The sequence below is a fragment of the Streptomyces sp. NPDC001315 genome, assembly GCF_042896175.1.
Taxonomy (GTDB): Bacteria; Actinomycetota; Actinomycetes; order Streptomycetales; family Streptomycetaceae; genus Streptomyces.
This window is the reverse complement of record NZ_JBIAWZ010000002.1, coordinates 53797-78392: the sequence shown is the minus strand read 5'-3', so window position 1 is coordinate 78392 and position 24596 is coordinate 53797. Positions and strand designations below refer to the sequence as shown.

The following is a 24596-nucleotide window of genomic DNA, read 5'->3' as shown; positions in this document are numbered from 1 at the left end:
ACAATGGAGGGGAAGCAGACCATCATGCGAAGGTCAGCGCTGGCCGCGGTCGCGGCCATCGGCAGTGTGAGCCTGCTGCTTGCAGGTTGCAGCAAGGCCGATGACAACAAGGAAAACGGGAACAAGTCGGCTGGGGCCAACGCAGCGACCAAGGGCGTCGTCAACGCCTCCACCCAGAAGGGTGGGACGGTCACGTACGAGTACAGCGACGTCCCGGACTCCTTCGACCCCGGCAACACGTACTACGCGTACATGTACAACCTCAGCCGGCTGTACGCCCGCCCGCTGATGACCTTCAAGCCCGGTGCGGGCGAGGAGGGCAACACGCTGGTCCCGGACCTCGCCGCGAGCGCGGGTGTGCCGAGCGACGGCGGCAAGACCTGGACGTACAAGCTGCGTTCGGGCCTGAAGTACCAGGACGGCACCGCGATCACCTCGAAGGACGTCAAGTACGCCGTCGAGCGCTCCAACTTCGCGCGTGACGTGCTCTCCCTCGGCCCGAACTACTTCCAGCAGTTCCTCGAGGGCGGCGACAAGTACAAGGGTCCCTACAAGGACAAGAGCGCCGAGGGCCTGAAGTCCATCGAGACGCCGGACGACACCACGATCGTCTTCAAGCTCAACCGCGCCTTCCAGGAGTTCGACTACCTGGTCGCGACGCCGCAGACGGCTCCGGTGCCGCAGGCCAAGGACACCGGCATCGACTACGTCAAGAGCATCGTGTCCTCGGGCTCGTACCAGTTCCAGAGCTACGAGGAGGGCAAGCAGGCCGTCCTCGTCCGCAACAAGAACTGGGACGCGGCGACGGACCCGCTGCGCAAGCAGTACCCGGACAAGATCGTCGTCAAGCTCAAGGTCAACGCCGAGACCATCGACCAGGACGTCCAGGCCGGTGACGCGATCGACCTCGGCGGTACGGGTGTCCAGGCCGCGACGCAGGCGAAGGTCGTCAACGACGCCGCTCTGAAGGCCAACACCGACAACACCTACGGTGGCCGCCTGGTCTACATGGCGATCAACACCCAGGTCGCGCCGTTCGACAACGTCGCCTGCCGCAAGGCCGTCGAGTACGCCATCGACAAGGTCTCCGTGCAGACCGCCGAGGGCGGCCCGATCCGCGGTGACATCGCCACCACCGTCCTGCCGCCGGACATCCCGGGCTACCAGAAGGCAGACGTCTACGCCACCACGGGCAACAAGGGTGACGTCGCCAAGGCCAAGGAGCAGCTGAAGGCCTGCGGCAAGTCGACCATCACCACCAACATCTCGGCGCGCAGCGACCGTCAGCAGGAGATCGACGCGGCCACCGCGATCATCGCCTCGCTGAAGAAGGTCGGCATCAACGCCACCCTCAAGCAGTACCCGTCGGGCAAGTACTTCACCGACTACGCGGGTGTGCCGACGTTCGACAAGAAGCAGAACATCGGTCTGCACATGATGCAGTGGGGTGCCGACTGGCCCGGCGGCTACGGCTTCCTGCAGCAGATCCTGCACGGCGACGCGATCGGTGCGTCCGGCAACACCAACATCTCGTACCTCGATGACAAGCAGGTCAACGAGATGCTGGAGACGGCCATCGCCACCCAGGACGAGGCCAAGCGCAACAGCCAGTACGCCGAGATCGACAAGCGCACGATGGACCTGGCGGCGCTCGTCCCGCTGACCTACTTCAAGGTCCTGCTGTACCGCCCGGCCAACTACACCAACCTGGTGTCCACGGCGGCCTTCAGCGGTCAGTACGACTACCTCAACATCGGCACGACCAAGAAGTAGCCCCGGAAGGCAGGTGAAGGCATTGGTGCCCGCGGGCTTCGCGGCCCGCGGGCACCGACGCCGGTCCCCGTGATCTCGTACATCCTCCGTCGGACGTTCGCGGCAGTGATCCTGCTGTTGGTCGTCACCGCGGTCACCTTCGCGATCTTCTTCCTGCTGCCCCGGATGGCCGGCCAGACCGCCGACCAGCTCGCGCAGCAGTACATCGGAAAGAGCCCGACGAAGGCCGACATCGCCGCAGTCAAGCAGAACCTCGGTCTGGACCAGCCCTTGTACGCCCAGTACTGGCACTTCATCAAGGGGATCGTGTCCGGTGCCACCTACAACCTGGGGCCCACGACGGCGCACTGCGACGCGCCGTGCTTCGGTTACTCCTTCAAGAACCACGTCGCGGTGTGGCCGCAGCTCACCTCGCGCCTTCCAGTGACGATCTCGCTGGCTGCCGGCGCCGCCGTGCTGTGGCTGGTGTCCGGTGTGCTGATCGGCGTGGTCTCCGCGCTCAAGCCCCGCAGCTTCTTCGACCGCTCCTTCATGGGCGTCGCGCTCGCGGGTGTCTCGCTGCCCATGTTCTTCACGGGCAACCTGGCGCTGCTGCTCTTCACCTACCAGTGGCCGATCTTCGGCCGCACCTACGTACCGTTCACCGAGAATCCGGCCCAGTGGGCCAACACGCTCTTCCCCGCGTGGTGTTCTCTGGCCCTCCTCTACTCCGCCATCTACGCGCGGCTCACCCGCTCGGGCATGCTGGAGACGATGAATGAGGACTTCATCCGCACGGCCCGCGCCAAGGGCCTGCGCGAGCGCAAGGTCGTGGCCCGGCACGGGCTGCGGGCCGCGCTGACCCCGATCATCACCGTCTTCGGTATGGACCTGGGCCTGCTGCTCGGCGGCGCCGTGATCACCGAGAGCGTGTTCTCGCTGCCCGGCATCGGCCAGTACGCGGTGCAGGGCATCACCGACAACGACCTGCCCCCGATCCTCGGCGTCACCCTGCTCGCCGCCGTCTTCGTCGTGATCGCAAATCTCCTGGTGGACCTGCTGTACGCCGCCGCCGACCCTCGCGTGAGGCTCTCGTGACCGAACTCTCCAAGACCGGTGCCGCCGTGGGCGAACCCACGAGCTCGCCGGCGAACGCGCCCGACGCGTTCCTCGCGGTCCGCGACCTCAAGGTGCACTTCCCCACCGACGACGGTCTGGTCAAGTCCGTCGACGGGCTCAGCTTCCAGGTGGAGAAGGGCAAGACCCTCTGCATCGTGGGCGAGTCCGGCTCCGGCAAGTCCGTCACCTCGCTGGCGATCATGGGCCTGCACCGGCTCGGCGCGCGCGGCAAGAACGTGCAGATGTCCGGCGAGATCTGGCTCGGCGGCAAGGAGCTGGTCGGCGCCGACCCGGACGAGGTGCGCCGGCTGCGCGGCCGCGAGATGGCGATGATCTTCCAGGACCCGCTGTCCGCGATGCACCCGTACTACACGATCGGCAACCAGATCGTGGAGGCGTACCGGGTCCACCACGACGTCAGCAAGAAGGTCGCCCGCAAGCGGGCGGTCGAGATGCTCGACCGGGTCGGCATCCCCGAGCCGGCCAAGCGCGTGGACAGCTACCCGCACGAGTTCTCCGGCGGTATGCGTCAGCGCGCGATGATCGCCATGGCGCTGGTCAACAACCCCGAGCTGCTCATCGCGGACGAGCCGACGACCGCCCTCGACGTGACCGTCCAGGCGCAGATCCTCGACCTCATCCGGGACCTGCAGAAGGAGTTCGGCTCCGCGGTCGTCCTCATCACCCACGACCTCGGCGTGGTCGCCGAGATCGCCGACGACGTCCTGGTGATGTACGGCGGCCGGTGCGTGGAGCGAGGTTCGGTGGACGACGTCTTCGAGCGGCCGCAGCACCCGTACACCTGGGGTCTGCTCGGCTCGATGCCCCGCATCGACCGCGAGACCTCCGAGCGGCTCATCCCGGTCAAGGGTCAGCCGCCGAGCCTCATCAACGTCCCCTCGGGCTGCGCCTTCCACCCCCGCTGCCCGTACGCGGACGTCCCCAAGGGCGATGTCACCCGTACCGTGCGCCCGGAGCTCCAGCCGGTCGGCAGCGGACACTTCTCCGCGTGCCACCTCTCGCCGGAGGACCGTACGCGGATCTGGACCGAAGAGATTGCGCCGAAGCTGTGAGTGAGACGAAGAAAACGGACGTGGCCTCCTCGGTTCCCCAGCAGGCGTCGGCTCCCGAGGAGCGGGAGGTGCTGCTCAAGGTCGAGGGCCTGCAGAAGCACTTCCCGATCCGCAAAGGCGTGCTCCAGCGGCAGGTCGGCGCGGTCAAGGCGGTCGACGGTCTCGACTTCGAGGTACGCAAGGGCGAGACCCTCGGCGTGGTCGGTGAGTCGGGCTGCGGCAAGTCGACGATGGGCCGGGTCATCACGCGGCTCCAGGACCCGACCGGCGGCTCGATCCACTTCGAGGGCAAGGACATCACGAGGCTGAACTCGGCCGGGATGCGTCCGCTGCGGCGGGACATCCAGATGATCTTCCAGGACCCCTACGGTTCGCTGAACCCGCGGCACACCATCGGCGGGATCGTCTCGGCGCCCTTCCGGCTCCAGGGCGTGGAACCGGAGGGCGGGGTGAAGAAGGAGGTCCAGCGGCTCCTCGAGCTGGTGGGTCTGAGCCCCGAGCACTACAACCGCTACCCGCACGAGTTCTCCGGCGGTCAGCGCCAGCGCATCGGCATCGCCCGCGCGCTCGCCCTGAAGCCGAAGCTGGTCGTCGCCGACGAGCCGGTCTCCGCGCTCGACGTGTCGATCCAGGCCCAGGTCGTCAACCTGATGGACGACCTCCAGCAGGAGCTGGGCCTGACCTACGTGATCATCGCGCACGACCTGTCCGTGGTACGCCATGTCTCGGACCGCATCGCGGTGATGTACCTCGGGAAGATCGTCGAACTCGCCGACCGCACCTCGCTGTACGAGTCACCGATGCACCCGTACACCAAGGCGCTCATGTCGGCGGTGCCGGTCCCGGATCCCAAGCGCCGGGGTGCCAAGAGCGAGCGCATCCTGCTCAAGGGGGATGTGCCCTCGCCGATCTCGCCGCCGAGCGGCTGCCGGTTCCACACCCGGTGCTGGAAGGCGACGGAGATCTGCCGGACGACCGAGCCCAAGCTCATCGAGCTGCGGCCCGGCCAGCAGGTCGCCTGCCACCACCCGGAGAACTTCGCGGACCAGGCCCCGCAGGACACGGTGCTGCTGACCGCCGCCAAGGAGGCCGCGGAGCTGGTGGCGGACGAAGTCCTCGCGGAGTCGGCCGAGACGTCGGCGGCGGTGGCCGCGGAGATGGCTTCCACCGAGGGGACGCCTGCCGCCGAGGAGGCGGCCCCGTCCGAGGAGGCGGCCCCGTCCGAGGAAGCGGCTTCCGCCGAGGCTTCTGACGAGCCCGGTGACGCCGAGCCCGGTGACGCCGAGAAGCAGGAGTCGACCGACAAGTAGCGCATGACGAGATACCGAAGTCATGCACATGCCCAAACGGGGGAGCGCAGAGTCGTCCGCGTCCGCAGACGACTCATGGCGGTCTCCCGTTCGGCATGTTCAGGAGCAACCACCCCCGCAGGCCTCGCTTTGTAAGGTCCATAGGCTTCGGCAGGTAAGAATGTGAGGGTGCTCCAGCAACTGTTCAGCCCTTCCGTCCAGCACACGCTCGACCTGATCGGCATCTTCGTGTTCGCCATCTCGGGTGCGCTGCTGGCCGTCCGCAAGAACTTCGACGTCTTCGGCATCGCCGTCCTCGCCGAGGTGACCGCGCTGGGCGGAGGACTGTTCCGCGACCTGATCATCGGCGCGGTGCCGCCGGCCGCGTTCACGGACCTGGGCTACTTCCTCACACCGCTGCTCGCCGCCCTCCTGGTCGTCTTCCTGCACCCCCACGTGGAGCGCATCCAGGTCGGCGTGAACGTCTTCGACGCGGCAGGCCTCGGCCTGTTCTGCGTCGCCGGCACGACGAAGGCGTACGACTACGGGCTCGGGCTGCCCCAGTCGGCCGCCCTCGGACTCGCCACCGCCGTCGGCGGCGGCGTGCTGCGGGACGTGCTGGCCAACGAGGTGCCGTCGCTGCTGCGCTGGGACCGCGACCTGTACGCGGTGCCGGCCATGGTCGGCGCCATCATGGTCGTGGTGTGCATCCGCTACGACGTCCTCACCCCGCTGGCCAGCGGATTCGCCGCCCTCACTGCCTTCGTTCTGCGCCTGCTCGCGATGAAGTACCACTGGCGAGCGCCGCGCGCGTGGAATCGCCGGTCGACGGTACGAGAGGAGTAGCGCCCCTGACGGCGACGTGGTGCGGGCCCAGCTGCTGGGTCAGCCAGCGGAACGCCGGGACCACCTGCGGCCGCCACAGCGCCATGGTGTGGCCGCCCGCGCTCCTCGGGACGTACTCCACGTGTACGAACGTCGGCGGCCGCGCGGTCTGTTCCAGGGCCACGGCGGCCTCGTAGCCGTCGTGGGGCTGGCCGGAGAGGTAGAGCGCGACGGGGGGCGGGGTGCTCGCCCCGCGCAGCAGCAGGTAGGGATTGTTCTCGGCGCGCAGGGCCGGGTTCTGGGCGGTGAGCGAGTCGCGTTCGCCGATCGGGTCGTTGTAGCCGGACAGGCTCACCGCGGCCCGGTAGCGGTCGGGGTGGGCGACGGCGAGCTTGACCGCGCAGTGCGCCCCGGCCGAGTAACCCGCGACCGCCCAGCCGCCGGGCGCGGGCTCGGCCCGGAAGTTGTCCATGACCATCTTCGGCACGTCGACGCTGAGCCAGGTGTCGGCGTTGACCGTGCCCGGGACGTTCGCGCAGCCGGTGTCCACCCCGGCGAGGAGCGTGGTCCGCGGGGCGACCAGGATGAACGGCGCGATCTGGCCGGAGCGCATCAGCGGCAGCAGCTGCTCGTGCGCGCGCAACGAGCCGAACCACGCCTTCGCCGAGCCGGGATAGCCCGGCAGCACCTCGACGACGGGGAACCTGTGGTGCCGGTAGGCGGGCTCGTCGTACTGCGGCGGCAGCCAGACGTAGACCTCGGCGTCGACGCCGGAGACCCGGCCCTTCAGCTGGGTGACGCGGACCCCGCCGGCGGCCTGCATGCCCCGTCCGTCGGCGCGGGTGAAGCGCTGTCCGACCCGGGGCAGCCGTTCCAGCGCTATGCCGCCGGTGCCGTCCGAACCGAGGTCGGCCGCCTGCTGGACATGGCTGCCGGTGCCGAGGAGGTCGGCCCAGTTGTCGTAGAGGTTGTTGGCGTTGTTGACCAGAGTGAAGACCAGGGCGACGGCCGTGACCTGGGCGAACAGCAGCATCACCATCCGGACGGCCAGGCGTACGACCCTCGGTCCCCGCATCCGCGACCACAGCAGCAGCGGCAGCGCGACGGCGACGACGGACAGCACGATCAGGGTGGTGAGGAACGCAGTCCCGGTGAGGCTCATGTCCCCATAGAGGGCAATCAGGGGCCCCGGGTTACGGACGAGTACGGGCACTTACCAAGAAATTGCCGGAACCTCACCCGGGTGCGCGGCCGGATGTCACGTAATGGCAATATCCAAAGCTACCGCTTAGTAGTTACTTCTTGTACGGTTCAGGTATGCCAGAAGCAGCTTCCGCACCGGCCGTGCAGGCCACGATCGGCGACAGCGAGTTCGACCGGGACACCGCGCTCACCCGTCGCGAACCCGGCGTCTACGACATCGACCTCTCGCCCGGCTGGACGATCATCAGCGCTGTCAACGGCGGCTATCTGCTGGCCGTCCTGGGCCGCGCCCTCGCCGACGCCCTGCCGCACCCGGACCCGTTCACGATCTCGGCGCACTACCTGACGGCGTCGCAGCCCGGCCCGGCGGTCGTCCGCACCGACCTCGTCCGCACCGGCCGCACGCTCTCCACCGGCCAGGCCGCGCTCTTCCAGTACGACGACGAGGGCAACGAGGTCGAGCGGATCCGCGTCCTCGCCTCCTACGGCGACCTCGACTCCCTCCCCGACGACGTCCGTACGTCGGCGAAGCCGCCCGCGATCCCGCCGCTGGAGCAGTGCTTCGGCCCCCAGGACGGTCCGAGCCCCGTCCCCGGCAGCTCGGCCATCGCCGACCGCCTGTTCCTCAAGCTCGACCCGTCGACCCTGGGCTGGGCGCTCGGACAGCCGTCCGGCAAGGGGGAGATGCGGGCCTGGTTCGGCCTCGCCGACGGCCGCGACGCCGACCCGCTGTCCCTCCTGCTCGCGGTGGACGCCCTCCCGCCCACCGCCTTCGAGATCGGCCTGTCCGGCTGGGTCCCGACGGTGGAGCTCACGGTCCACGTCCGCTGCCGCCCCGCTCCGGGCCCGCTGCGCGTCTCCATCACCACCCGCAACCTCGCCGGCGGCTTCCTGGAGGAGGACGCCGAGGTCTGGGACAGCGCCGACCGGCTGGTGGCGCAGTCACGCCAGCTGGCCAGGGTCAGGCTCGGCTGAGGGGCTCCCGGCCCAGCCGCGCGGCCGGCCGCGCGTAGGGCCGGCTCTTTCGGGGGTCGGCCCTACGAGCGGCTCGAAGGGACGCCCGTCACGCGGCCCTTCGGGGAGGGCGGCGTGGGCGACGCCGAGGGAGAACCAGCGAGTAGCCGAGGGATCCGGCTGAAAGTCCAGGTCAGCGCGGTGCCTTGGGTCGTGCTTTACCTGATTGACAGGCCGGGGACAGTAGGGCCCCAAGGAAGCCTTAAGGGCCGTTGGTTGAGTGCGCTTCTCAAGGCTCCCTCATATTCCTTGGAGTTGTCTCTCATGAAGCGTGTGCGTCTCGTCCCCGCAGCGGCTCTGCTGGCGCTCTCGCCTCTGGTCCTGGTGGCCTGCGGCTCGGGTGACTCGTCGTCCTCGAACAGTGGCAACTCCGGGCAGCAGGCCTGTCAGGCACCGTCCGGCATGCCGACCGGGAACGCGTCCGGGCGGCCGAGCGGCGCCCCCTCAGGAGCGCCGTCGGGCATGCCGCCGGGCGCGCCCGGCGGCAACCCCTCGGGCGCCCCGTCGGGTATGCCGAGCGGTGCGCCCGGCGGCGGGCTGGGTGGTCCCGGCGGCGGTCAGGGCGGTGGCTGCGGCGGCCCGGGCGGCCGGCAGAGCGGTCAGGCCCAGCAGGGCTGACCCGGGACGCCGTACGACAGGGGCGCCGCGCTCGGTGAACGAGCGCGGCGCCCCTGTGTGTTCGCGGGACCCCCGGTCACCTGAGCCAGTGGTGCCGGCCGATGCTGATGAGCCGCATCTGCCGGGTCGCGACCTGCGTGACGCGTTCCCGCTCCTCCTCCGGCGCCTCCAGGGCCTCCAGGAAGAGCGAGGCGGTGATGAGCATCTGGTCGACGTAGAGGTGGGCGAGCATCAGCAGGTCGTCGTCGCTCCATCCCTCGGACTCGGGGTCTTTGGCCAGCTCGTCCCGCACTTCCTCGGCGAACCGGACCAGTTGGTCCCGGATGGCCTCCCGCACCGGCTGCACCCCGCCGTGACGCTCGCGGGCGATGAAGCGGACATGGGCGGGGTACGCGTCCACATGGCGGGCGATCAACTGCACGGCCCGGGCTATGCGTTCCTCGCTGGTGCCGGCGTCGGTGACCGTCGTCCGGATCATCGGGTGCAGGCTGCCGAGCGCCTCCTCGACCAGGGCCACGCCGAGGTCCGCGGTGGAGCGGAAGTGCCGGTAGAAGGCGGTCGGCGCGACTCCGACGGCGCGGGTGACCTCGCGCAGGCCGAGACTGCTCAGGCTCTGCTCCTCCAGGAGGCCCAACGCCGCTTCCAGGAGCGACTGTCGGGTCTTCTGCTTCTGGGCCTGCCGGATGCCGAGGGTGTGACTCATGACACCCAGTTAACAACTGTTCTCCGGAATTGAAAAGCCGCCGGGCGCGCTAGACTCAGAAGTCAGTGAACAACTGTAACTACAACCGTTCACCGAAACGTAACGAGAGGTATCCGCGAGAGGTATCTCGGAGGGGGATCCGATCCCATGCTGTTCCTCGTCGCCGCACTTCTTCTGCTCGGCGTTGTCATGGGCACTGTGGCCCACGCGCCGCTGACCTTCACCGTCGTCGCCGCCGCCGTGATCGCGGCCTGGCTCGGCATCTTCGCGCTGCGCGAGCGGCACGGCCGCCGGCGCGGCACGTCGACGAACTGACCTGTCGCCACTCGTCCTTCCACTCGTCCGACCCTCGGGAGCTGACCCTCATGCAACTCACCGCACCGGCTACGCGCCCCACCGGCACCCGCGACGCGGGCACGCGCGACGCCGACGGCATGGCCGTCGCGTCCTTCATCCTCGGCCTGCTCGGCCTCCTCGTCCTCAACCTCTTCCTCGGCCCGGTAGCCATCGTCCTGGCGGCAGTGGCCCTGTGGCGCGGCACGGCCCGCCGCGGCCGCGCCTACCTGGGCCTGGGCCTGGGGATCGCCGACCTGCTGGTGCTGGTGGCGTTCGTGCAGGCGGACAGCACGGTGTCGTGGAGTTTCTGAGGCCGGGAACCGGCTGACGCCGGTCCCGGCCCCGGGCAAGGGTGCCCGCAACCCCGGACCGGTCACCGGGGCCCGTAGAATCGGCCCCACCATGGCATACCTCGACCACGCCGCGACCACCCCCATGCTCCCGGAGGCGGCAGAGGCCCTGACCGCCCAGCTGGGCGTCACCGGCAACGCGTCCTCCCTTCACGCATCCGGCCGCAAGGCCCGCCGAACGGTCGAGGAGTCCCGCGAAATCCTCGCGGAAGCGCTCGGCGCCCGCCCCAGCGAGGTCGTCTTCACCTCCGGCGGCACCGAGGCCGACAACCTCGCCGTCAAGGGCCTGTACTGGTCCCGTCGCGCCGCCGACCCGCGCCGCACCCGGGTTCTCGCCAGCCCCGTCGAACACCACGCGGTCCTCGACGCCGTCCACTGGCTGGGCGAACACGAGGGCGCCACGGTCGAGTACCTCCCGGTCGACTCCTACGGCCGAGTCCACCCCGAGGCCCTGCGCGAGGCCATCGCCCGCGACCCGGACGATGTCGCCCTGGCCACCGTGATGTGGGCCAACAACGAGATCGGCACGGTCCTGCCGGTCCGCGAACTCGCCGACGTGGCAGGGGAGTTCGGTGTCCCGCTGCACGCCGACGCGGTCCAGGCCTTCGGTCAGGTTCCCGTCGACTTCGCCGGCTCCGGCCTCGCCGCGATGACGGTCTCGGGCCACAAGATCGGCGGCCCGTACGGCATCGGCGCCCTCCTCCTCGGCCGCGAGTACACCCCCGTACCCGTCCTGCACGGCGGCGGCCAGGAGCGCCACGTCCGCTCCGGCACCCTCGACGTCCCGGCGATCGCCTCCTTCGGTGTCGCGGGCCGGCTGGCGGCCGAGCGGCGTGAGTGGTTCGCCCGCGAGATCGGCGCCCTGCGCGACGACCTGATCACCATGGTCCGTGCGGCGGTGCCCGACGCGATCCTGGGCGGCGACCCCTCCCCGGCCGGCCGCCTGCCGGCGAACGCCCACTTCACCTTCCCGGGCTGCGAGGGCGACTCCCTGCTCCTGCTGCTGGACGCCCAGGGCATCGAGTGCTCCACCGGCTCCGCCTGCACCGCCGGCGTCGCCCAGCCCAGCCATGTCCTCCTCGCCACCGGCACCGACCCGGACCTGGCCCGCGGCACCCTCCGCTTCTCCCTGGGGCACACCTCCACGGAGGCCGACGTCGAAGCGGTCGCCAAGGCGATCGGCCCGGCGGTGGAACGGGCCCGGGCGGCGGGGCTGACCTAGGGCCTGTTCCGCCCTGGCGGCACCACTGACGCGAGGGCGCGCACCGCACCGGCCCGCGTCCCGCCGGCCCGTCCAGGACCGCGTCGCGGCTACGCGGGAGGAGCGCCCGCCTCCCGCACGAGCCGCATGTACCGGTCCCAGTCCCAGTACTTCCCCGGGTCCGTGTGATCCGTCCCCGGCACCTCCACGTGCCCGATGATGTGCTCACGGTCGACGGGTATGCCGTACCGCGCGCATATTCCCGCCGTCAGGCGGGCCGAGGCGGCGTACATCGCGTCGGTGAACGAGGAGGCGCGCTCCACGAAGCCCTCGTGCTCGATGCCGACGCTCCGCTCGTTGTACTCCCGGTTCCCCGCATGGAACGCCACGTCCAGCTCGCGGATCATCTGGGTGATGTGCCCGTCCTTGCGGACGATGTAGTGCGCGGCGGCCTTGTGCCCCGGATCCTGGAAGACCTTCACCGCGCTGTCGAAGCTGCCCTGGGTGACATGGATGACGACCATGTCGACGGAGTAGTCGTCCGGCCGGTCCGCCCGCCGGAAGTTCGCCTGGGACGCGGCCACCCACTGCGCACCCCGGAAGTCGACCGCCCCCGCCACCCGCGGCTTCTCCACGCCCGGCAGCCGCCACCACAGGTGCGCCAGCTCGTCGCGCGCCAGCGCGGCGGTGCCCACGGCGGCCGCGACCCCGCCGACCAGCAGGGCCCGCCGCCCGATCCGCCGGTCCGAGTCGCTCTTCTTCGCCCCCGCCTGAGTCTCCCCCATGTGATCGAGAACGGATACTCGCGGGATTCGGTTCCCGCGCCCCCTTACTCTTGAAGAGCTATGACTGACACCCCGCAGCGCTCCCGCCCCCTCCGCGTCCTCGCCGCCATGTCGGGCGGGGTCGACTCCGCCGTCGCCGCCGCCCGCGCGGCGGAAGCCGGCCACGACGTGACCGGTGTCCACCTCGCGCTCTCCGCGAACCCGCAGTCGTTCCGTACGGGCGCGCGTGGCTGTTGCACCATCGAGGACTCGCGCGACGCCCGCCGCGCCGCGGACGTCATCGGCATCCCGTTCTACGTCTGGGATCTCGCCGACCGCTTCCGTGAGGACGTGGTCGAGGACTTCGTCGCCGAGTACGAGGCAGGGCGCACCCCGAACCCGTGCCTGCGCTGCAACGAGAAGATCAAGTTCGCCGCCCTCCTGGACAAGGCGCTGGCGCTGGGCTTCGACGCGGTGTGCACGGGGCACTACGCGAAGGTGCTGGTCCGGGAGGACGGCACCCGCGAACTGCACCGCGCCTCAGACATGGCCAAGGACCAGTCGTACGTCCTCGGCGTCCTGGACGACAGGCAGCTGGCGCACGCCCTGTTCCCGCTCGGCGACACGCTCACCACGAAGGACGAGATCCGCGCGGAGGCCGAGCGCAGGGGCCTGGCCGTGGCCAAGAAGCCGGACTCGCACGACATCTGCTTCATCGCCGACGGCGACACCCAGGGCTTCCTGGCCTCCCGCCTGGGCAAGGCGGAGGGCGACATCGTCGACGAGTCCGGCACCAAGGTGGGCACGCACGAGGGCGCGTACGGCTTCACCATCGGCCAGCGCAAGGGCCTGCGCATCGGCACTCCGGCCGCCGACGGCAAGCCGCGCTACGTGCTCGACATCTCGCCGGTCGACAACACGGTGACGGTGGGCCCGGCGGCCGCCCTGGACGTGACGGGACTGACCGCCGTCAAGCCCCGCTGGTGCGGCGCCGCCCCGACCGGCTCCGGCACCTACACCGCCCAGCTGCGCGCCCACGGCGGCGAGACCGAGGTGACCGCCGCCCTGGTCGACGGCACCCTTGAGGTCACCTTCACGGAGCCGGTCCGCGGGGTGGCCCCCGGCCAGGCGATCGTGCTGTACGACGGCACACGCGTGGTGGGGTCGGCGACCATCGCGACCACGGTGCGGGCGACGGCCGGGGTGGCCTGAGCCGTTTGCGCACGCGCGCGTGCACTACGCGGTGAAGAACTCCGCCAGCACCGGTGCCAGCGCGTTCGGGTCCACCATGTGGGTCTGGCCCTCCAGGACGCGGTAGGTGCCCTGGGGTGCGGACTCCGCGACCGCCCTGGTCGCCTCACGCAGCCACTTGGGGCTCTCGCCGCCCGCGACGGCCAGGACGGGGACAGTGATCGACGCCAGCCGGTCCCGGGGGACGAGGCCGTCGCCCATGACCGCGTTGTCGTAGGCCAGGGTCGGGGCGATCGCCTCCATCGGGGGCCACATGGGGGACCGGCGGGCGCTCTGGATCATCTCCTCGGCCAGGCCGGTGAGACGGAGGAACAGCTCGACCGCGTCACCGCGCCGCCCGTCGGCGAGCGCCCGGTCCAGGTTCTCGGTGTACTCGGCGCGCCCCTTCGCGCCGCCCCCGTAGTCGGCGAACGGCGTCTCGTACACGGCGACCTGACGGACCGGCAGTCCGGCGGCCGCCGCCTGCAGCGCCAGCGCGCCGCCCGACGAGATGCCGTACAGCGCCGCGTCACCGCCCGCCGCCTCGACGAGCGCGGCGATGTCCTCGACCTCACGGGCCACCGCGTACGGCGCCGTGTCGCCGCTCTCGCCGCGGCCCCGGCGGTCGTACGAGATGACGCTGAAGCGGTCCGCGAGGGGCCCGGCCAGCGGCGCCACCGTGCCGCGCGCGGACATCGCGCCGCTCACCAGGACGACCGCCGGGCCCTGGCCGGTGCGTTCGTACGCGATGGAGGTGCCGTCGCGCGAGATCGTCTTCTTGTCCATGCTTGTCGAGACTGCCATCCGGAACCGGACTAATCGGTCACGACACCTCTACTTCGTAGAAGCAGAAGTGGTCCTTGATCTCGGCGACGTCCGGCTTGGGGTCGGGATAGGCCCAGACGAGGTCCGCCGCGTCGGGCAGCGACCAGTACGAGGCCGTCCCCTTGAACGGGCAGTACGTGTGGGTGTCGGAGGGCGTCAGCAGGTCGAGCCGTACGTCCTCGGCGGGGATGTAGTACCGCGGGGGACAGCCCGTCTCGCGCAGTACGAGGGGGCGGTCGCTCTCCGCCAGTGTCCGGTCGCCGTGGACGACCCGGACGCGCTGTGTGCCCTGCTCGATGGTGATCGTGTGTCCTTCGGCCATACCTGGAGAGCGCCTACGGGGCCCCGGTTCTTCCCGCGTACGGTGGCCGCATGCGTATTTGTGTCTTTCTCTCCGCCGCCGACCTCGACGACCGCTACACCCGCCCCGCGCGCGAGTTCGCGGAGCTGCTGGGCAAAGGCGGTCACACGCTCGTGTGGGGCGGTTCGGACGTCGGTCTGATGAAGGTGGTCGCCGACGGAGTCGAGGAGACAGGCGGACGGCTCTGCGGGGTCTCCGTGGACTTCCTGGCGGCGAAGGCCCGTCCGGGCGCCGACGAGATGGTGATCGCGCGGGACCTCGCCGAGCGCAAGAAGCTGCTCCTGGAGAAGGCCGACGCCGTCGTGATCATGGTCGGCGGCACCGGGACGCTCGACGAGGCCACGGAGATCCTCGAACTGAAGAAGCACGGGCACACCGACAAGCCGGTGGTGCTGCTCAACAGCGCGGGCTTCTACGACGGCCTGAAGGAGCAGTTCCGACGCATGGACGCCGAGGGCTTCCTGCCCATCCCCCTCACCGACCTGGTGTTCTTCGCGGAGGAGCCGGTCGGCGCGCTGGCCTACCTGGAGGAGAGCCAGGGCATCGAGTGATGCGAGCATGGCAGGCATGGCTACTCATGTGATCACCGGGGCGGGTTCCGGCATCGGCGCGGCCGTCGCCCGCCGCCTGCACGCGCGCGGAGACGAGCTCGTGCTGCACGCGCGCGACGCCGGGCGTGCGAAGGAACTGGCGGCCGGGTTCCCCGGGGCGCGGACCTTGGTCGGTGACCTGGCGGACCCCGACAAGCTGAGCTGGGCGTTCTCCCACCAGACCCTTCCGGACCGGGTGGACTCCCTGCTGCACATCGCGGGCGTCGTCGACCTGGGCCCGGTGGGGGAGCTGACCCCGAAGTCCTGGCGCCACCAGCTCAACGTCAACCTGATCGCCCCCGCCGAGCTGACCCGCCACTTCCTGCCCCAGCTGCGCGTCGCAAGCGGCCACGTGGTGTTCGTGAACTCCGGCGCGGGCCTGAACGCCCACGGCGACTGGTCGGCGTACGCGGCCTCGAAGCACGGCCTGAAGGCCCTCGCCGACTCCCTCCGCCACGAGGAGCACGCGAACGGCGTCCGCGTCACCTCCGTCTACCCCGGCCGCACGGCCAGCCCGATGCAGGCCAAGGTCCACCAGCAGGAGGGCAAGGAGTACGACCCGGCGAAGTGGATCGACCCCGAGTCGGTCGCGACGACGATCCTGATGGCCCTCGACCTGCCGAGGGACGCGGAGGTCAACGACCTGACGGTGCGACCGGGGCGGTGACGGAGGGTTTCTTCACGGGCGGCACACCCCGAACCGGCGCACCGGCGGAGCCGTACGCTTCCGGGGTGAGTGAAGACAAGCAGTTCAGCTTCGGTCCCGCGACCGGCGTCGGCTCCCTCCCCGGCGGTGGCGCCCGCGAGGCCGCCAAGACCGCCACCGGGTCCTTCGAGGACTTCCCGTTCCTGCCCGAGCTGCCGGCCCGCGGACCCGGCGCGGACATGATCGGACGGACCGCCGGGATGCTCGTCGAGCTGTACGCGCGCGTGGAGCCCAGCGGGTGGCGGCTCGGGGACCGGCCGGGGCGGGACACCAAGCGGGCCAGGTCGTGGCTGGGGGAGGACCTGGACGCGCTGGAGGAGTTCACGCAGGAGTACGAGGGGCCGCTGAAGGTACAGGCGGTGGGTCCCTGGACCCTGGCCGCCGCCCTGGAACTGCGGAACGGCGAGGCGGCCCTCTCCGACCCCGGCGCCTGCCGCGACCTCGCCGCCTCCCTCGCCGAGGGGCTCCGGCTGCACCTCGCCGAGGTGCGCCGCCGCATCCCCGGCGCCCGGCTCGTCCTCCAGCTCGACGAACCCTCCCTCACCGCCGTCCTGCGCGGCCAGGTGAAGTCCGCGAGCGGCTACCGCACCCACCGCGCGGTCGACCGGCAGATCGTGGAGGCCACCCTCCGGGACGTCTTCGGGGTTCACGGCGACGGCCCTGTCGTGGTCCACTCCTGCGCACCGGACGTCCCCTTCGCCCTGCTGCGCCGGGCCGGCGCGGCGGCGGTGTCCTTCGACTTCTCGCTCCTCACCGAGCGTGACGACGACGCGATCGGCGAGGCGGTGGAAGGCGGGACACGGCTGTTCGCCGGTGTGCTGCCCGGCACGGACGGCCCGTTGTCGGACCCTGCCGGTAGCGTCATGGGTGTCAGGACGCTGTGGCGCAGGCTGGGGCTGCCACCGGGACTTCTCGCGGAGGCGGTCACGATCACTCCGTCGTGCGGACTCGCGGGGGCTTCGCCCGAGTACGCGCGCAGGGCGCTCGCCCACTGCGTCCTGGCGGCGAGATCTCTCGCGGACAACCCAGAGTAACGGGAGGACAACACGGTGGCCGGCGACAAGCAAGCGGAGACGACGGTGCCCGTCGAGGCACGGGAGAAGCACGCGCAGCTGGCTGAGCAGATCGAGGAGCACCGCTTCCGGTACTACGTGAAGGACGCTCCCGTCATCAGCGACGTGGAGTTCGACAAGCTCCTGCGCTCCCTGGAGGCGCTGGAGGAGGAGCACCCCGAACTGCGCACGCCCGACTCACCGACCCAGAAGGTCGCGGGGGCGTACGCGACGGAGTTCACGTCGGTCGAGCACCGCTCGCGCATGCTCTCCCTCGACAACGCCTTCAGCGACGAGGAACTGGCCGCCTGGGCGGAGCGCGTGGCCAAGGACGTAGGTACCTCCGGCCATCACTTCCTGTGCGAGCTGAAGGTCGACGGCCTCGCCGTCAACCTCACCTACGAGCGCGGCCGCCTCACGCGCGCGGCCACCCGCGGTGACGGCCGCACCGGCGAGGACATCACGCCCAATGTCCGTACGATCGCGGAGATTCCGGACCGCCTGACCGGCGACCGGGTCCCGGACCTCGTGGAGATCCGCGGCGAGGTCTACTTCCCGATGGAGAAGTTCGAGGAGCTCAACGCACGCCTGGTCGAGGCCGGGGACAAGCCTTTCGCCAACCCGCGCAACGCGGCGGCGGGTTCACTGCGCCAGAAGGACCCGCGGGTCACCGCGACCAGGCCGCTCCACATGGTCGTCCACGGCATCGGCGCCCTGGAGGGGTACGCGGGCCTCACTCGCCTCTCCCAGGCGTATGACCTGCTCAAGACCTGGGGCCTGCCCACCTCCCGGCACAACAAGGTGGTCGACGACCTCGACGGCGTACGGGAGTTCATCGCGTACTACGGCGAGAACCGGCACTCCGTCGAGCACGAGATCGACGGAGTCGTCGTCAAGCTCGACGAGATCCGCCTCCAGGGTCGGCTGGGGTCCACGGCCCGGGCGCCGCGCTGGGCGATCGCGTACAAGTACGCGCCGGAGGAGGTCAACACCAAGCTCGTCAACATCCGGGTGGGTGTGGGCCGTACGGGCCGGGTGACGCCGTACGCCCAGGTCGAGCCCGTCACGGTGGCCGGCTCGGAGGTCGAGTTCGCGACCCTGCACAACCAGGACGTGGTCAAGGCCAAGGGCGTCCTCATCGGGGACACCGTGGTGCTGCGCAAGGCCGGTGACGTGATCCCGGAGATCCTCGGACCGGTCGTCGACCTGCGCGACGGCAGCGAGCGTGAGTTCGTGATGCCGGCCGAGTGCCCCGAGTGCCGTACGCCGCTCAGGCCGATGAAGGAGGGCGACGTCGACCTGCGCTGCCCGAACGCCCGTACCTGCCCCGCCCAGTTGCGTGAGCGTCTGTTCTATCTCGCCGGTCGCAAGGCGCTGGACATCGAGCACTTCGGATACGTCGCGGCCGCGGCCCTGACCAAGCCGCTGGAGCCCGCCGACCCGCCGCTGACGGACGAGGGTGACCTGTTCGACCTCACCATCGAGCAACTGCTGCCCATCAAGGCGTACGTGCTCGACCAGGACAGCGGCCTGCCCAAGCGCGACCCGAAGACCGGCGAGGAGAAGGTCGCCACCGTCTTCGCCAACCAGCAGGGCGAGCCGAAGAAGAACGCTCTTGCCATGCTGGAGAACATCGCGGCCGCCAAGGAGCGCCCGCTCGCCCGCATCCTCACCGGCCTGTCGATCCGTCATGTGGGGCCGGTGGCGGCCGAGGCGCTGGCTCGCGAGTTCCGCTCCATCGACCGCATCGAGCAGGCGACCGAAGAGGAGTTGGCGAACACCGACGGCGTCGGAGCGATCATCGCCGCCTCCCTCAAGGAGTGGTTCGCCGAGGCGTGGCACCAGGAGATCCTCCGCAAGTGGAAGGCCGCCGGCGTCCGCATGGAGGAGGAGGGTTCCGGTGAGGACGAGGGCCCGCGTCCGCTCGAAGGCCTGACTGTCGTGGTCACCGGCACACTCGAACACTTCACCCGTGACGGCGCCAAGGAGGCGCTGCAGAGCCGCGGAGCGAAGGTGACCGGTTCGGTTTCGAAGAAGACGTCATTCGTCGTTGTGGGTGACAATCCCGGATCGAAGTACGACAAAGCGATGCAACTCAAGGTTCCGGTTCTGAACGAGGACGGCTTCAACGTCCTACTGGAACAGGGGCCGGAGGCGGCGGCCGAAGTCGCCCTTCCGACCGAGGAGTAGCGGTTGAAGACCACCCGATCGGCGCATACCAGATGCATACGGGTGGTAGGGGCGCAATCGGGCAACCGTCGACGACCGCTGCCCGTGGAAGCCTTCTGCGGCCTACTGTTGAGGCGTGCGCCTGCCGTGCCCAGCTGCGGTCGGGGCATCTCCGTGCTCCTGGTGGGCAAGGGGAAGGGTTTTCCAACGCGGCGCCGTTGATGGTTGTCGGGCATCGGGCCGCGTGGCGTGGGCACCGCCGGCTGTGAGAGGGACGGGAATGGAACCGACCGAGAGCGCCGACCCGGACGCACGGCTGCGCCTGCGCCGGGTCACCGGCGCCTGGCGGGACAGCCGGTGGGGGACGCGGGCTTCGGCGCGCGATGGCACGGAGGGGCGCGCGGCCGGCCGTCGCACCACCGTGGACGGCCATGGCTCCGCCCGGCCCCTGACGACTGACGGCCACGGCTCCGCCCGGCCCCTCACGACTGACGGCCTCCGCCACGCCCGCCTCGACACCGAACACGCGACCGGCCTGCCCGGCACCGAGTCCGAACGGCACCTGTCCTGGCCCGCGCTGCCCGCGGGGGTCGTCGCGGCGGCCGGGTTCGTCCTGGGCGCCGGCTTCTACCGGGCGTTCACCGGCAGCCACGCACTCTTCCCGGCCGGTACCGTCGGCTGGTCGCTGGCCGTACTCACCGGCATCATCGTCGGCCACCTCGTCATGCTGGGCCACGCCCGCTGGTGGGGCGGCACCGGATCCGGCGCCGCCCTCACCCTCTCCGTGCTGCTGCTGTACGGCTGGGCGCCCGCCGGCATGGTCAGTCTCACCGTCGTCGTCCTGGTCGGCATAGCCAGGCGCCACCGCTGGCGGCCGGGCGTCCTGCACGGCGCGGTGGACATCCTCGGCATCGGCGCCGGAGCCCTGGTGCTCGCGGCCTTCGGACGCGTGCCGTCCGTCGAGACCCCCTGGAACCCCGACACCTGGACCCTCTACACCGCCCCCCAGGTGGTGCTGGTCGCAGCCGCGTACCTCGCGGTGACCCGCACCGTGCTGTGGTACCTGCACGCCCCCCGCGACGGCGGACTGCCCACCGTCGCTCGCACCGCCCTGGTCAGACAGGGCCTGGTCGCGGTCGCGCTGCTCGGCATCGCACCCCTGGTCTGCGTGGTCGCCGCCGCCGAGCCCATCCTGCTGCCGCTGTTCTCCATCCCGCTCGTCGCCCTCGACGCCACCCTGTGGATAGCCCGGGCCCGTGCCGAGGAGCAGCTGCGCGACCCGCTGACCGGCCTGCCCAACCGCCAGTGGCTGCTGGAACGCATATGGACGGCCCTGGACGACGCCGAGCGCATCGGCGCCCGCGCCGCCCTGATGCTGATCGACCTCGACCGCTTCCGCTCGGTCAACGACACCCTCGGTCATCTCGCCGGCGACCGGCTGCTCCTCCAGATAGCCGACCGGCTGCGCCTGGCCCTGCCGCGCGGGGCGGAGGCCGCCCGGCTCGGCGGGGACGAGTTCGCCGTGTTACTGCCGGTCGCCGACTCCACGACGTCCGCGACCCGCATCGCCCGCGGCCTGGTCGCCGCCCTCAGCTCCCCGCTCGACCTCGACGGACTCACCCTCGTGCTGGAGGCCAGCGCGGGCGTCGCCGTCTTCCCCGATCACGCCCTGGACGCCGAGGGGATGCTGCGCCGGGCGGACGTCGCGATGTACCAGGCCAAAAGGGACCGTACGGGGGTCGAGGTCTACGAGTCCAAGCGCGACTCGAACACCCCGGACCGGCTCGGACTGCTCGGCGATCTGCGCCGGGCCCTCGACGCCCACGAGGTCCAGCTGCACTACCAGCCCAAGGTCCGCTTCGACGGACAGGTCGCCGGTCTCGAGGCCCTGGTGCGCTGGGTGCACCCCGAACGCGGCAAGGTCCCGCCGGACGAGTTCATAGCGATCGCCGAGTCCTCCGGGTTGATGCCCCACCTGACGGAGTACGTCCTGGACACGGCGCTGGCCCAGGTCGCCCGGTGGCGCGCCCAGGGCCTGTACGTGCCGGTCGCGGTCAACGTCTCCCCGCGCGACGTCCACACACCCGGCTTCGCGGGCTCCGTCGCCGCTCGCCTCGCCCGGCACGGTGTCCCTGCAGGGGCGCTCCAGCTGGAGATAACGGAACACGTCCTCCTCGAGGAACCGCAGCGCGCCGCCGACACCCTCGCCGGGCTGACGGGGCACGGCGTGAAGATGTCCCTGGACGACTTCGGCACCGGCTACTCCTCGTTGGTGCACCTGCGCCGGCTGCCCGTCAGCGAGCTGAAGATCGACCGCTCGTTCGTGGCCCGGCTGGCCGTGGACACGGAGGACGCGGAGATCGTGCGCTGCACGGTCGACCTCGCCCATTCTCTCGGCCTCCTCGTGGTCGCCGAGGGCGTCGAGGACGACGAGACCTGGGAGCGCCTGCGCGACATGGGCTGCGACGCCGTACAGGGCTGGCTGGTCGCTGCCGCGATGCCTGCCGAGGAGACGACGGCGTGGCTGCGGGCGCGAGGGTCCCGGGGCTGGCAGCGACCGGCGGCGGCGTTGCCCGCGGCGGCGTCCGACGAGTGACTCTTCCACCCGTTCAGCCCAGCTGAGGGGTGAAGCGCAATAGTGCTGCGCGACGGCGGTACGAAAGCCGTCGCCTTCGGATCCACTACGTCACGGCCGTCGTTGTCCTGATCAGTGCCGGGCTGCTCTTCGCGGCCTGAACGTGTCCGTAACTGTCATGAGGGGGTTCGGAAATGTCGCTGTTCGTGCCGAAGTTCGACGCGTCCGTGGTCGTCCGTGATGCGGAGGCCGAAGTGATCGGTGGCGCTCCCGTCGCCGTCAGGCTGCTGGCCGACAGCAGTGCGTCCGGAGGGGCGCTGTCCACCGTGCGGATCACCCTCGCGGAGGGCGCCGACGGTGCCTACCCCCACCTGCACAACAACTCGGCCGAGATGTTCTTCATGCTCGACGGTGCCGCGGAGCTCCTCTCCGGCGACGACATCGTCACCGCGGAGCGCGGCGACCTGGTCATCGTCCCGCCGGGCAAGCCGCACGCCTTCGCCGCCGCTCCCGGGGCCGCCGCCGACATCCTCATCGTCATCACCCCGGGCGTCGAGCGCTTCGAGTACTTCCGCCATCTGCAGCGCATCCGCCTGGGTGAGGTCGGCCCGGAGAGCCTGCTGGAGGTCCAGGAGCTCTACGACAACCACTTCCTGCGGAGTGCCGCCTGGGACGGCCGCCGCTGAGGAGGGCCTTCCGGGCCCCCGGGGGGAAACCGTTTCACGTGCACGGGGCTCGGCCCCCTAGGATTGGCCCCAAACCACACACACTCACCCCAGAGGAACGCTGCATGCCTGGCATCACGCGCGAGGAGGTCGCCCACCTCGCTCGGCTGGCGCGTCTGGAGCTGAAGCCCGAAGAGCTCGACCACTTCGCCGGCCAGCTGGACGACATCATCGGCGCGGTGGCCCGCGTCAGCGAGGTCGCCGACCAAGACGTACCGCCGACCTCTCACCCGCTCCCGCTGACGAACGTCATGCGAGCGGACGAGGTCCGTCCGTCGCTCACCCCCGAGCAGGCGCTCTCCGGCGCCCCGGCCCAGGAGCAGCAGCGTTTCAAGGTGCCGCAGATCCTGGGGGAGGACTAAGACCATCATGACGGACATCATCAGGCTCACCGCCGCCGAGACCGCCGCGAAGATCGCCTCCGGCGAGCTCACGGCCGTCGAGGTCACCGAGGCCCACCTGGCCCGTATCGAGGCCGTCGACGAGAAGGTGCACGCCTTCCTTTACGTCGACCGCGAGGGTGCCCTCGCGCAGGCCCGCGCTGTCGACGAGAAGCGCGAGCGCGGCGAGAAGCTCGGCCCGCTGGCCGGCGTCCCGCTCGCGCTGAAGGACATCTTCACCACCGAGGGCGTTCCGACGACCGTCGGTTCGAAGATCCTCGAGGGCTGGATCCCGCCGTACGACGCGACGCTCACCAAGCGGCTGAAGGCCGCCGACGTCGTCATCCTCGGCAAGACCAACATGGACGAGTTCGCCATGGGGTCGTCGACGGAGAACAGTGCCTACGGCCCGACCGGCAACCCGTGGGACCTGACCAAGATCCCCGGCGGCTCCGGCGGCGGTTCGAGTGCCGCCCTGGCCTCCTTCCAGGCCCCGCTGGCCATCGGCACCGACACCGGCGGCTCCATCCGCCAGCCGGCCGCCGTCACCGGCACGGTCGGCGTGAAGCCGACGTACGGCGCGGTCTCCCGTTACGGCATGGTCGCCTTCTCGTCCTCCCTCGACCAGGGCGGTCCCTGCGCCCGTACGGTCCTGGACGCGGCGCTGCTGCACGAGGTCATCGCCGGGCACGACCCGCTCGACTCCACCTCCATCGACGCCCCGGTCCCGCCGGTCGTCGAGGCCGCCCGTAACGGCAGCGTCGCCGGGATGCGTGTCGGCGTCGTCAAGCAGTTCCGCGGCGAGGGCTACCAGGCCGGCGTCATCCAGCGCTTCGACGAGTCCGTCGCCCTCCTCAAGGAGCTGGGCGCGGAGATCGTCGAGCTGGACTGCCCGTCCTTCGATCTCGCGCTGTCGGCGTACTACCTGATCGCGCCGAGCGAGTGTTCCAGCAACCTCGCCCGCTTCGACGGCCTGCGCTACGGCCTCCGTACCGGCGACGACGGCTCGCACTCCGCCGAGGAGGTCACGTCGATCACCCGCGAGGCCGGTTTCGGCCCCGAGGTGAAGCGCCGGATCATGCTCGGCACGTACGCGCTGTCGAGCGGCTACTACGACGCCTACTACGGCTCCGCCCAGAAGGTCCGCACGCTCATCACGCGCGACTTCGAGAAGGCCTTCGAGCAGGTCGACGTGATCGTCTCCCCGACGACCCCGACCACCGCCTTCGCGATCGGCGAGCGCGCCGACGACCCGATGGCCATGTACCTCGCGGACCTCTGCACCATCCCGACCAACCTGGCGGGCAACGCGGCCATGTCGCTGCCCTGCGGTCTCGCCCCGGAGGACAACCTCCCGGTCGGCCTGCAGATCATCGCCCCGGCGCTGAAGGACGACCGTCTTTACAAGGTCGGCGCCGCCGTCGAGGCAGCCTTCGTGGAAAGGTGGGGGCACCCGCTGATCGAGGAGGCTCCGTCGCTGTGAGTAAGGCACTGTCCAAGGCCAAGGGCTTCAAGAAGTCCAAGTCCGGTACGTACCTGTCCATGGCCACCACCGCCTTCGGTGCGATGGGGGTCGCCAAGCAGATCAAGAAGGCCCGCGCCGAGCACGACACACTGCGCCTGATCGACGCCACCGTGTCGGCCGTCGCGATCGTCACCGGCCTCGCCATCCTTTACCGCGAGCTGAAGCGGCTGGGCGACGACGACGTCCTGCTGGGCTGAGAGGGAAGTTTCAC

25 protein-coding genes are annotated in these 24596 nt (G+C 70.4%); 20 read left to right on the top strand and 5 right to left on the bottom strand.

Features of this window, described 5'->3' with window-relative positions; all coding sequences use genetic code 11:
* Positions 1-3 precede the first annotated feature (3 nt).
* From ACFY16_RS07520 to ACFY16_RS07500, 5 genes are all read left to right on the top strand, one after another.
* Positions 4-1773, top strand: a complete 1770-nt coding sequence (locus tag ACFY16_RS07520; RefSeq protein WP_390646180.1) for an ABC transporter substrate-binding protein — start codon at positions 4-6, stop codon at positions 1771-1773.
* A gap of 69 nt (positions 1774-1842) precedes the next feature.
* Positions 1843-2850 (top strand): ABC transporter permease, encoded by a 1008-nt coding sequence (locus tag ACFY16_RS07515; RefSeq protein ID WP_390646179.1) that lies wholly within the window; start codon positions 1843-1845, stop codon positions 2848-2850.
* The gene (locus tag ACFY16_RS07510; RefSeq protein WP_390646178.1) at positions 2847-3944 is read left to right on the top strand and encodes an ABC transporter ATP-binding protein; all 1098 of its coding nucleotides are present in this window, start codon (positions 2847-2849) and stop codon (positions 3942-3944) included. Before ACFY16_RS07515 ends, ACFY16_RS07510 begins: the two co-directional genes overlap by 4 nt.
* Positions 3941-5254, top strand: coding sequence for an ABC transporter ATP-binding protein (locus ACFY16_RS07505; RefSeq protein WP_390646177.1), 1314 nt, complete (start codon positions 3941-3943; stop codon positions 5252-5254). Before ACFY16_RS07510 ends, ACFY16_RS07505 begins: the two co-directional genes overlap by 4 nt.
* 168 nt (positions 5255-5422) lie before the next feature.
* Positions 5423-6079: a trimeric intracellular cation channel family protein gene (locus ACFY16_RS07500; RefSeq protein ID WP_390646176.1), complete on the top strand. Its 657-nt coding sequence runs from the start codon at positions 5423-5425 to the stop codon at positions 6077-6079.
* On the opposite strand, the gene ACFY16_RS07495 is transcribed toward ACFY16_RS07500, so the two are convergent.
* On the bottom strand, positions 5988-7220 hold the full coding sequence (locus tag ACFY16_RS07495) for an alpha/beta hydrolase (protein WP_390646175.1): 1233 nt from the start codon (positions 7218-7220) through the stop codon (positions 5988-5990). The two genes, ACFY16_RS07500 and ACFY16_RS07495, sit on opposite strands and share 92 nt — an antisense overlap.
* 155 nt (positions 7221-7375) lie before the next feature.
* On the opposite strand from ACFY16_RS07495, the gene ACFY16_RS07490 reads away from it, so the two are divergent.
* Positions 7376-8236 carry a thioesterase family protein gene (locus ACFY16_RS07490; protein ID WP_390646174.1) on the top strand — a complete coding sequence of 287 codons (861 nt, stop codon included), beginning with the start codon at positions 7376-7378 and terminating at the stop codon, positions 8234-8236.
* A gap of 303 nt (positions 8237-8539) precedes the next feature.
* A complete protein-coding gene (locus ACFY16_RS07485; protein WP_390646173.1) occupies positions 8540-8893 on the top strand; it encodes a hypothetical protein in 354 nt (117 codons plus the stop codon).
* Between the two features lie 76 nt (positions 8894-8969).
* On the opposite strand, the gene ACFY16_RS07480 is transcribed toward ACFY16_RS07485, so the two are convergent.
* Complete coding sequence (locus ACFY16_RS07480) at positions 8970-9596, bottom strand: TetR family transcriptional regulator (protein ID WP_390646172.1); 627 nt, start codon at positions 9594-9596, stop codon at positions 8970-8972.
* A gap of 147 nt (positions 9597-9743) precedes the next feature.
* Between ACFY16_RS07480 and ACFY16_RS07475 the strand changes: the two genes are divergently transcribed.
* The 3 genes from ACFY16_RS07475 (at position 9744) to ACFY16_RS07465 (ending at position 11504) form a co-directional block, all read left to right on the top strand.
* Positions 9744-9911 carry a hypothetical protein gene (locus ACFY16_RS07475; protein ID WP_390646171.1) on the top strand — a complete coding sequence of 56 codons (168 nt, stop codon included), beginning with the start codon at positions 9744-9746 and terminating at the stop codon, positions 9909-9911.
* 50 nt (positions 9912-9961) lie between these two features.
* Positions 9962-10243: a DUF4190 domain-containing protein gene (locus tag ACFY16_RS07470; RefSeq protein ID WP_390646170.1), complete on the top strand. Its 282-nt coding sequence runs from the start codon at positions 9962-9964 to the stop codon at positions 10241-10243.
* Positions 10244-10334: 91 nt separating this feature from the next.
* Positions 10335-11504, top strand: a complete 1170-nt coding sequence (locus tag ACFY16_RS07465; protein ID WP_390646169.1) for a cysteine desulfurase family protein — start codon at positions 10335-10337, stop codon at positions 11502-11504.
* 89 nt (positions 11505-11593) lie between these two features.
* Here the strand turns inward: ACFY16_RS07465 and ACFY16_RS07460 are convergent, their stop codons facing one another.
* The gene (locus ACFY16_RS07460) at positions 11594-12268 is read right to left on the bottom strand and encodes an N-acetylmuramoyl-L-alanine amidase (RefSeq protein ID WP_390646168.1); all 675 of its coding nucleotides are present in this window, start codon (positions 12266-12268) and stop codon (positions 11594-11596) included.
* Positions 12269-12328: 60 nt separating this feature from the next.
* Between ACFY16_RS07460 and mnmA the strand changes: the two genes are divergently transcribed.
* Positions 12329-13459 carry a tRNA 2-thiouridine(34) synthase MnmA gene (mnmA, locus tag ACFY16_RS07455; RefSeq protein WP_390646167.1) on the top strand — a complete coding sequence of 377 codons (1131 nt, stop codon included), beginning with the start codon at positions 12329-12331 and terminating at the stop codon, positions 13457-13459.
* A 24-nt stretch (positions 13460-13483) separates the two neighbouring features.
* Here mnmA and ACFY16_RS07450 read toward each other — a convergent pair whose 3' ends face one another.
* Positions 13484-14263: an alpha/beta fold hydrolase gene (locus tag ACFY16_RS07450; protein ID WP_390646166.1), complete on the bottom strand. Its 780-nt coding sequence runs from the start codon at positions 14261-14263 to the stop codon at positions 13484-13486.
* A gap of 37 nt (positions 14264-14300) precedes the next feature.
* Entirely contained in the window at positions 14301-14624 is a 324-nt protein-coding gene (locus ACFY16_RS07445; protein WP_390646165.1) for a DUF427 domain-containing protein, read from the bottom strand.
* Positions 14625-14674: 50 nt separating this feature from the next.
* On the opposite strand from ACFY16_RS07445, the gene ACFY16_RS07440 reads away from it, so the two are divergent.
* The 9 genes from ACFY16_RS07440 to ACFY16_RS07400 all read left to right on the top strand — a co-directional run bounded on the left by ACFY16_RS07440 (position 14675) and on the right by ACFY16_RS07400 (position 24582).
* Positions 14675-15214 carry a TIGR00730 family Rossman fold protein gene (locus ACFY16_RS07440; RefSeq protein ID WP_390646164.1) on the top strand — a complete coding sequence of 180 codons (540 nt, stop codon included), beginning with the start codon at positions 14675-14677 and terminating at the stop codon, positions 15212-15214.
* A 7-nt stretch (positions 15215-15221) separates the two neighbouring features.
* A complete protein-coding gene (locus ACFY16_RS07435; RefSeq protein ID WP_390646163.1) occupies positions 15222-15920 on the top strand; it encodes an SDR family oxidoreductase in 699 nt (232 codons plus the stop codon).
* A 65-nt stretch (positions 15921-15985) separates the two neighbouring features.
* Positions 15986-16993: a methionine synthase gene (locus ACFY16_RS07430; RefSeq protein WP_390646162.1), complete on the top strand. Its 1008-nt coding sequence runs from the start codon at positions 15986-15988 to the stop codon at positions 16991-16993.
* A 15-nt stretch (positions 16994-17008) separates the two neighbouring features.
* On the top strand, positions 17009-19201 hold the full coding sequence (gene ligA / locus ACFY16_RS07425) for an NAD-dependent DNA ligase LigA (protein WP_390646161.1): 2193 nt from the start codon (positions 17009-17011) through the stop codon (positions 19199-19201).
* Between the two features lie 259 nt (positions 19202-19460).
* The gene (locus tag ACFY16_RS07420; RefSeq protein ID WP_390646160.1) at positions 19461-21776 is read left to right on the top strand and encodes a putative bifunctional diguanylate cyclase/phosphodiesterase; all 2316 of its coding nucleotides are present in this window, start codon (positions 19461-19463) and stop codon (positions 21774-21776) included.
* A gap of 173 nt (positions 21777-21949) precedes the next feature.
* Positions 21950-22441 (top strand): cupin domain-containing protein, encoded by a 492-nt coding sequence (locus ACFY16_RS07415; RefSeq protein WP_390646159.1) that lies wholly within the window; start codon positions 21950-21952, stop codon positions 22439-22441.
* Between the two features lie 104 nt (positions 22442-22545).
* On the top strand, positions 22546-22842 hold the full coding sequence (gene gatC / locus ACFY16_RS07410) for an Asp-tRNA(Asn)/Glu-tRNA(Gln) amidotransferase subunit GatC (protein WP_018531282.1): 297 nt from the start codon (positions 22546-22548) through the stop codon (positions 22840-22842).
* Between the two features lie 7 nt (positions 22843-22849).
* Positions 22850-24343 (top strand): Asp-tRNA(Asn)/Glu-tRNA(Gln) amidotransferase subunit GatA, encoded by a 1494-nt coding sequence (gatA, locus tag ACFY16_RS07405; RefSeq protein WP_390646158.1) that lies wholly within the window; start codon positions 22850-22852, stop codon positions 24341-24343.
* The gene (locus ACFY16_RS07400; RefSeq protein WP_351151463.1) at positions 24340-24582 is read left to right on the top strand and encodes a hypothetical protein; all 243 of its coding nucleotides are present in this window, start codon (positions 24340-24342) and stop codon (positions 24580-24582) included. The genes gatA and ACFY16_RS07400 overlap by 4 nt, the downstream gene beginning before the upstream one ends.
* Positions 24583-24596: the final 14 nt, after the last annotated feature.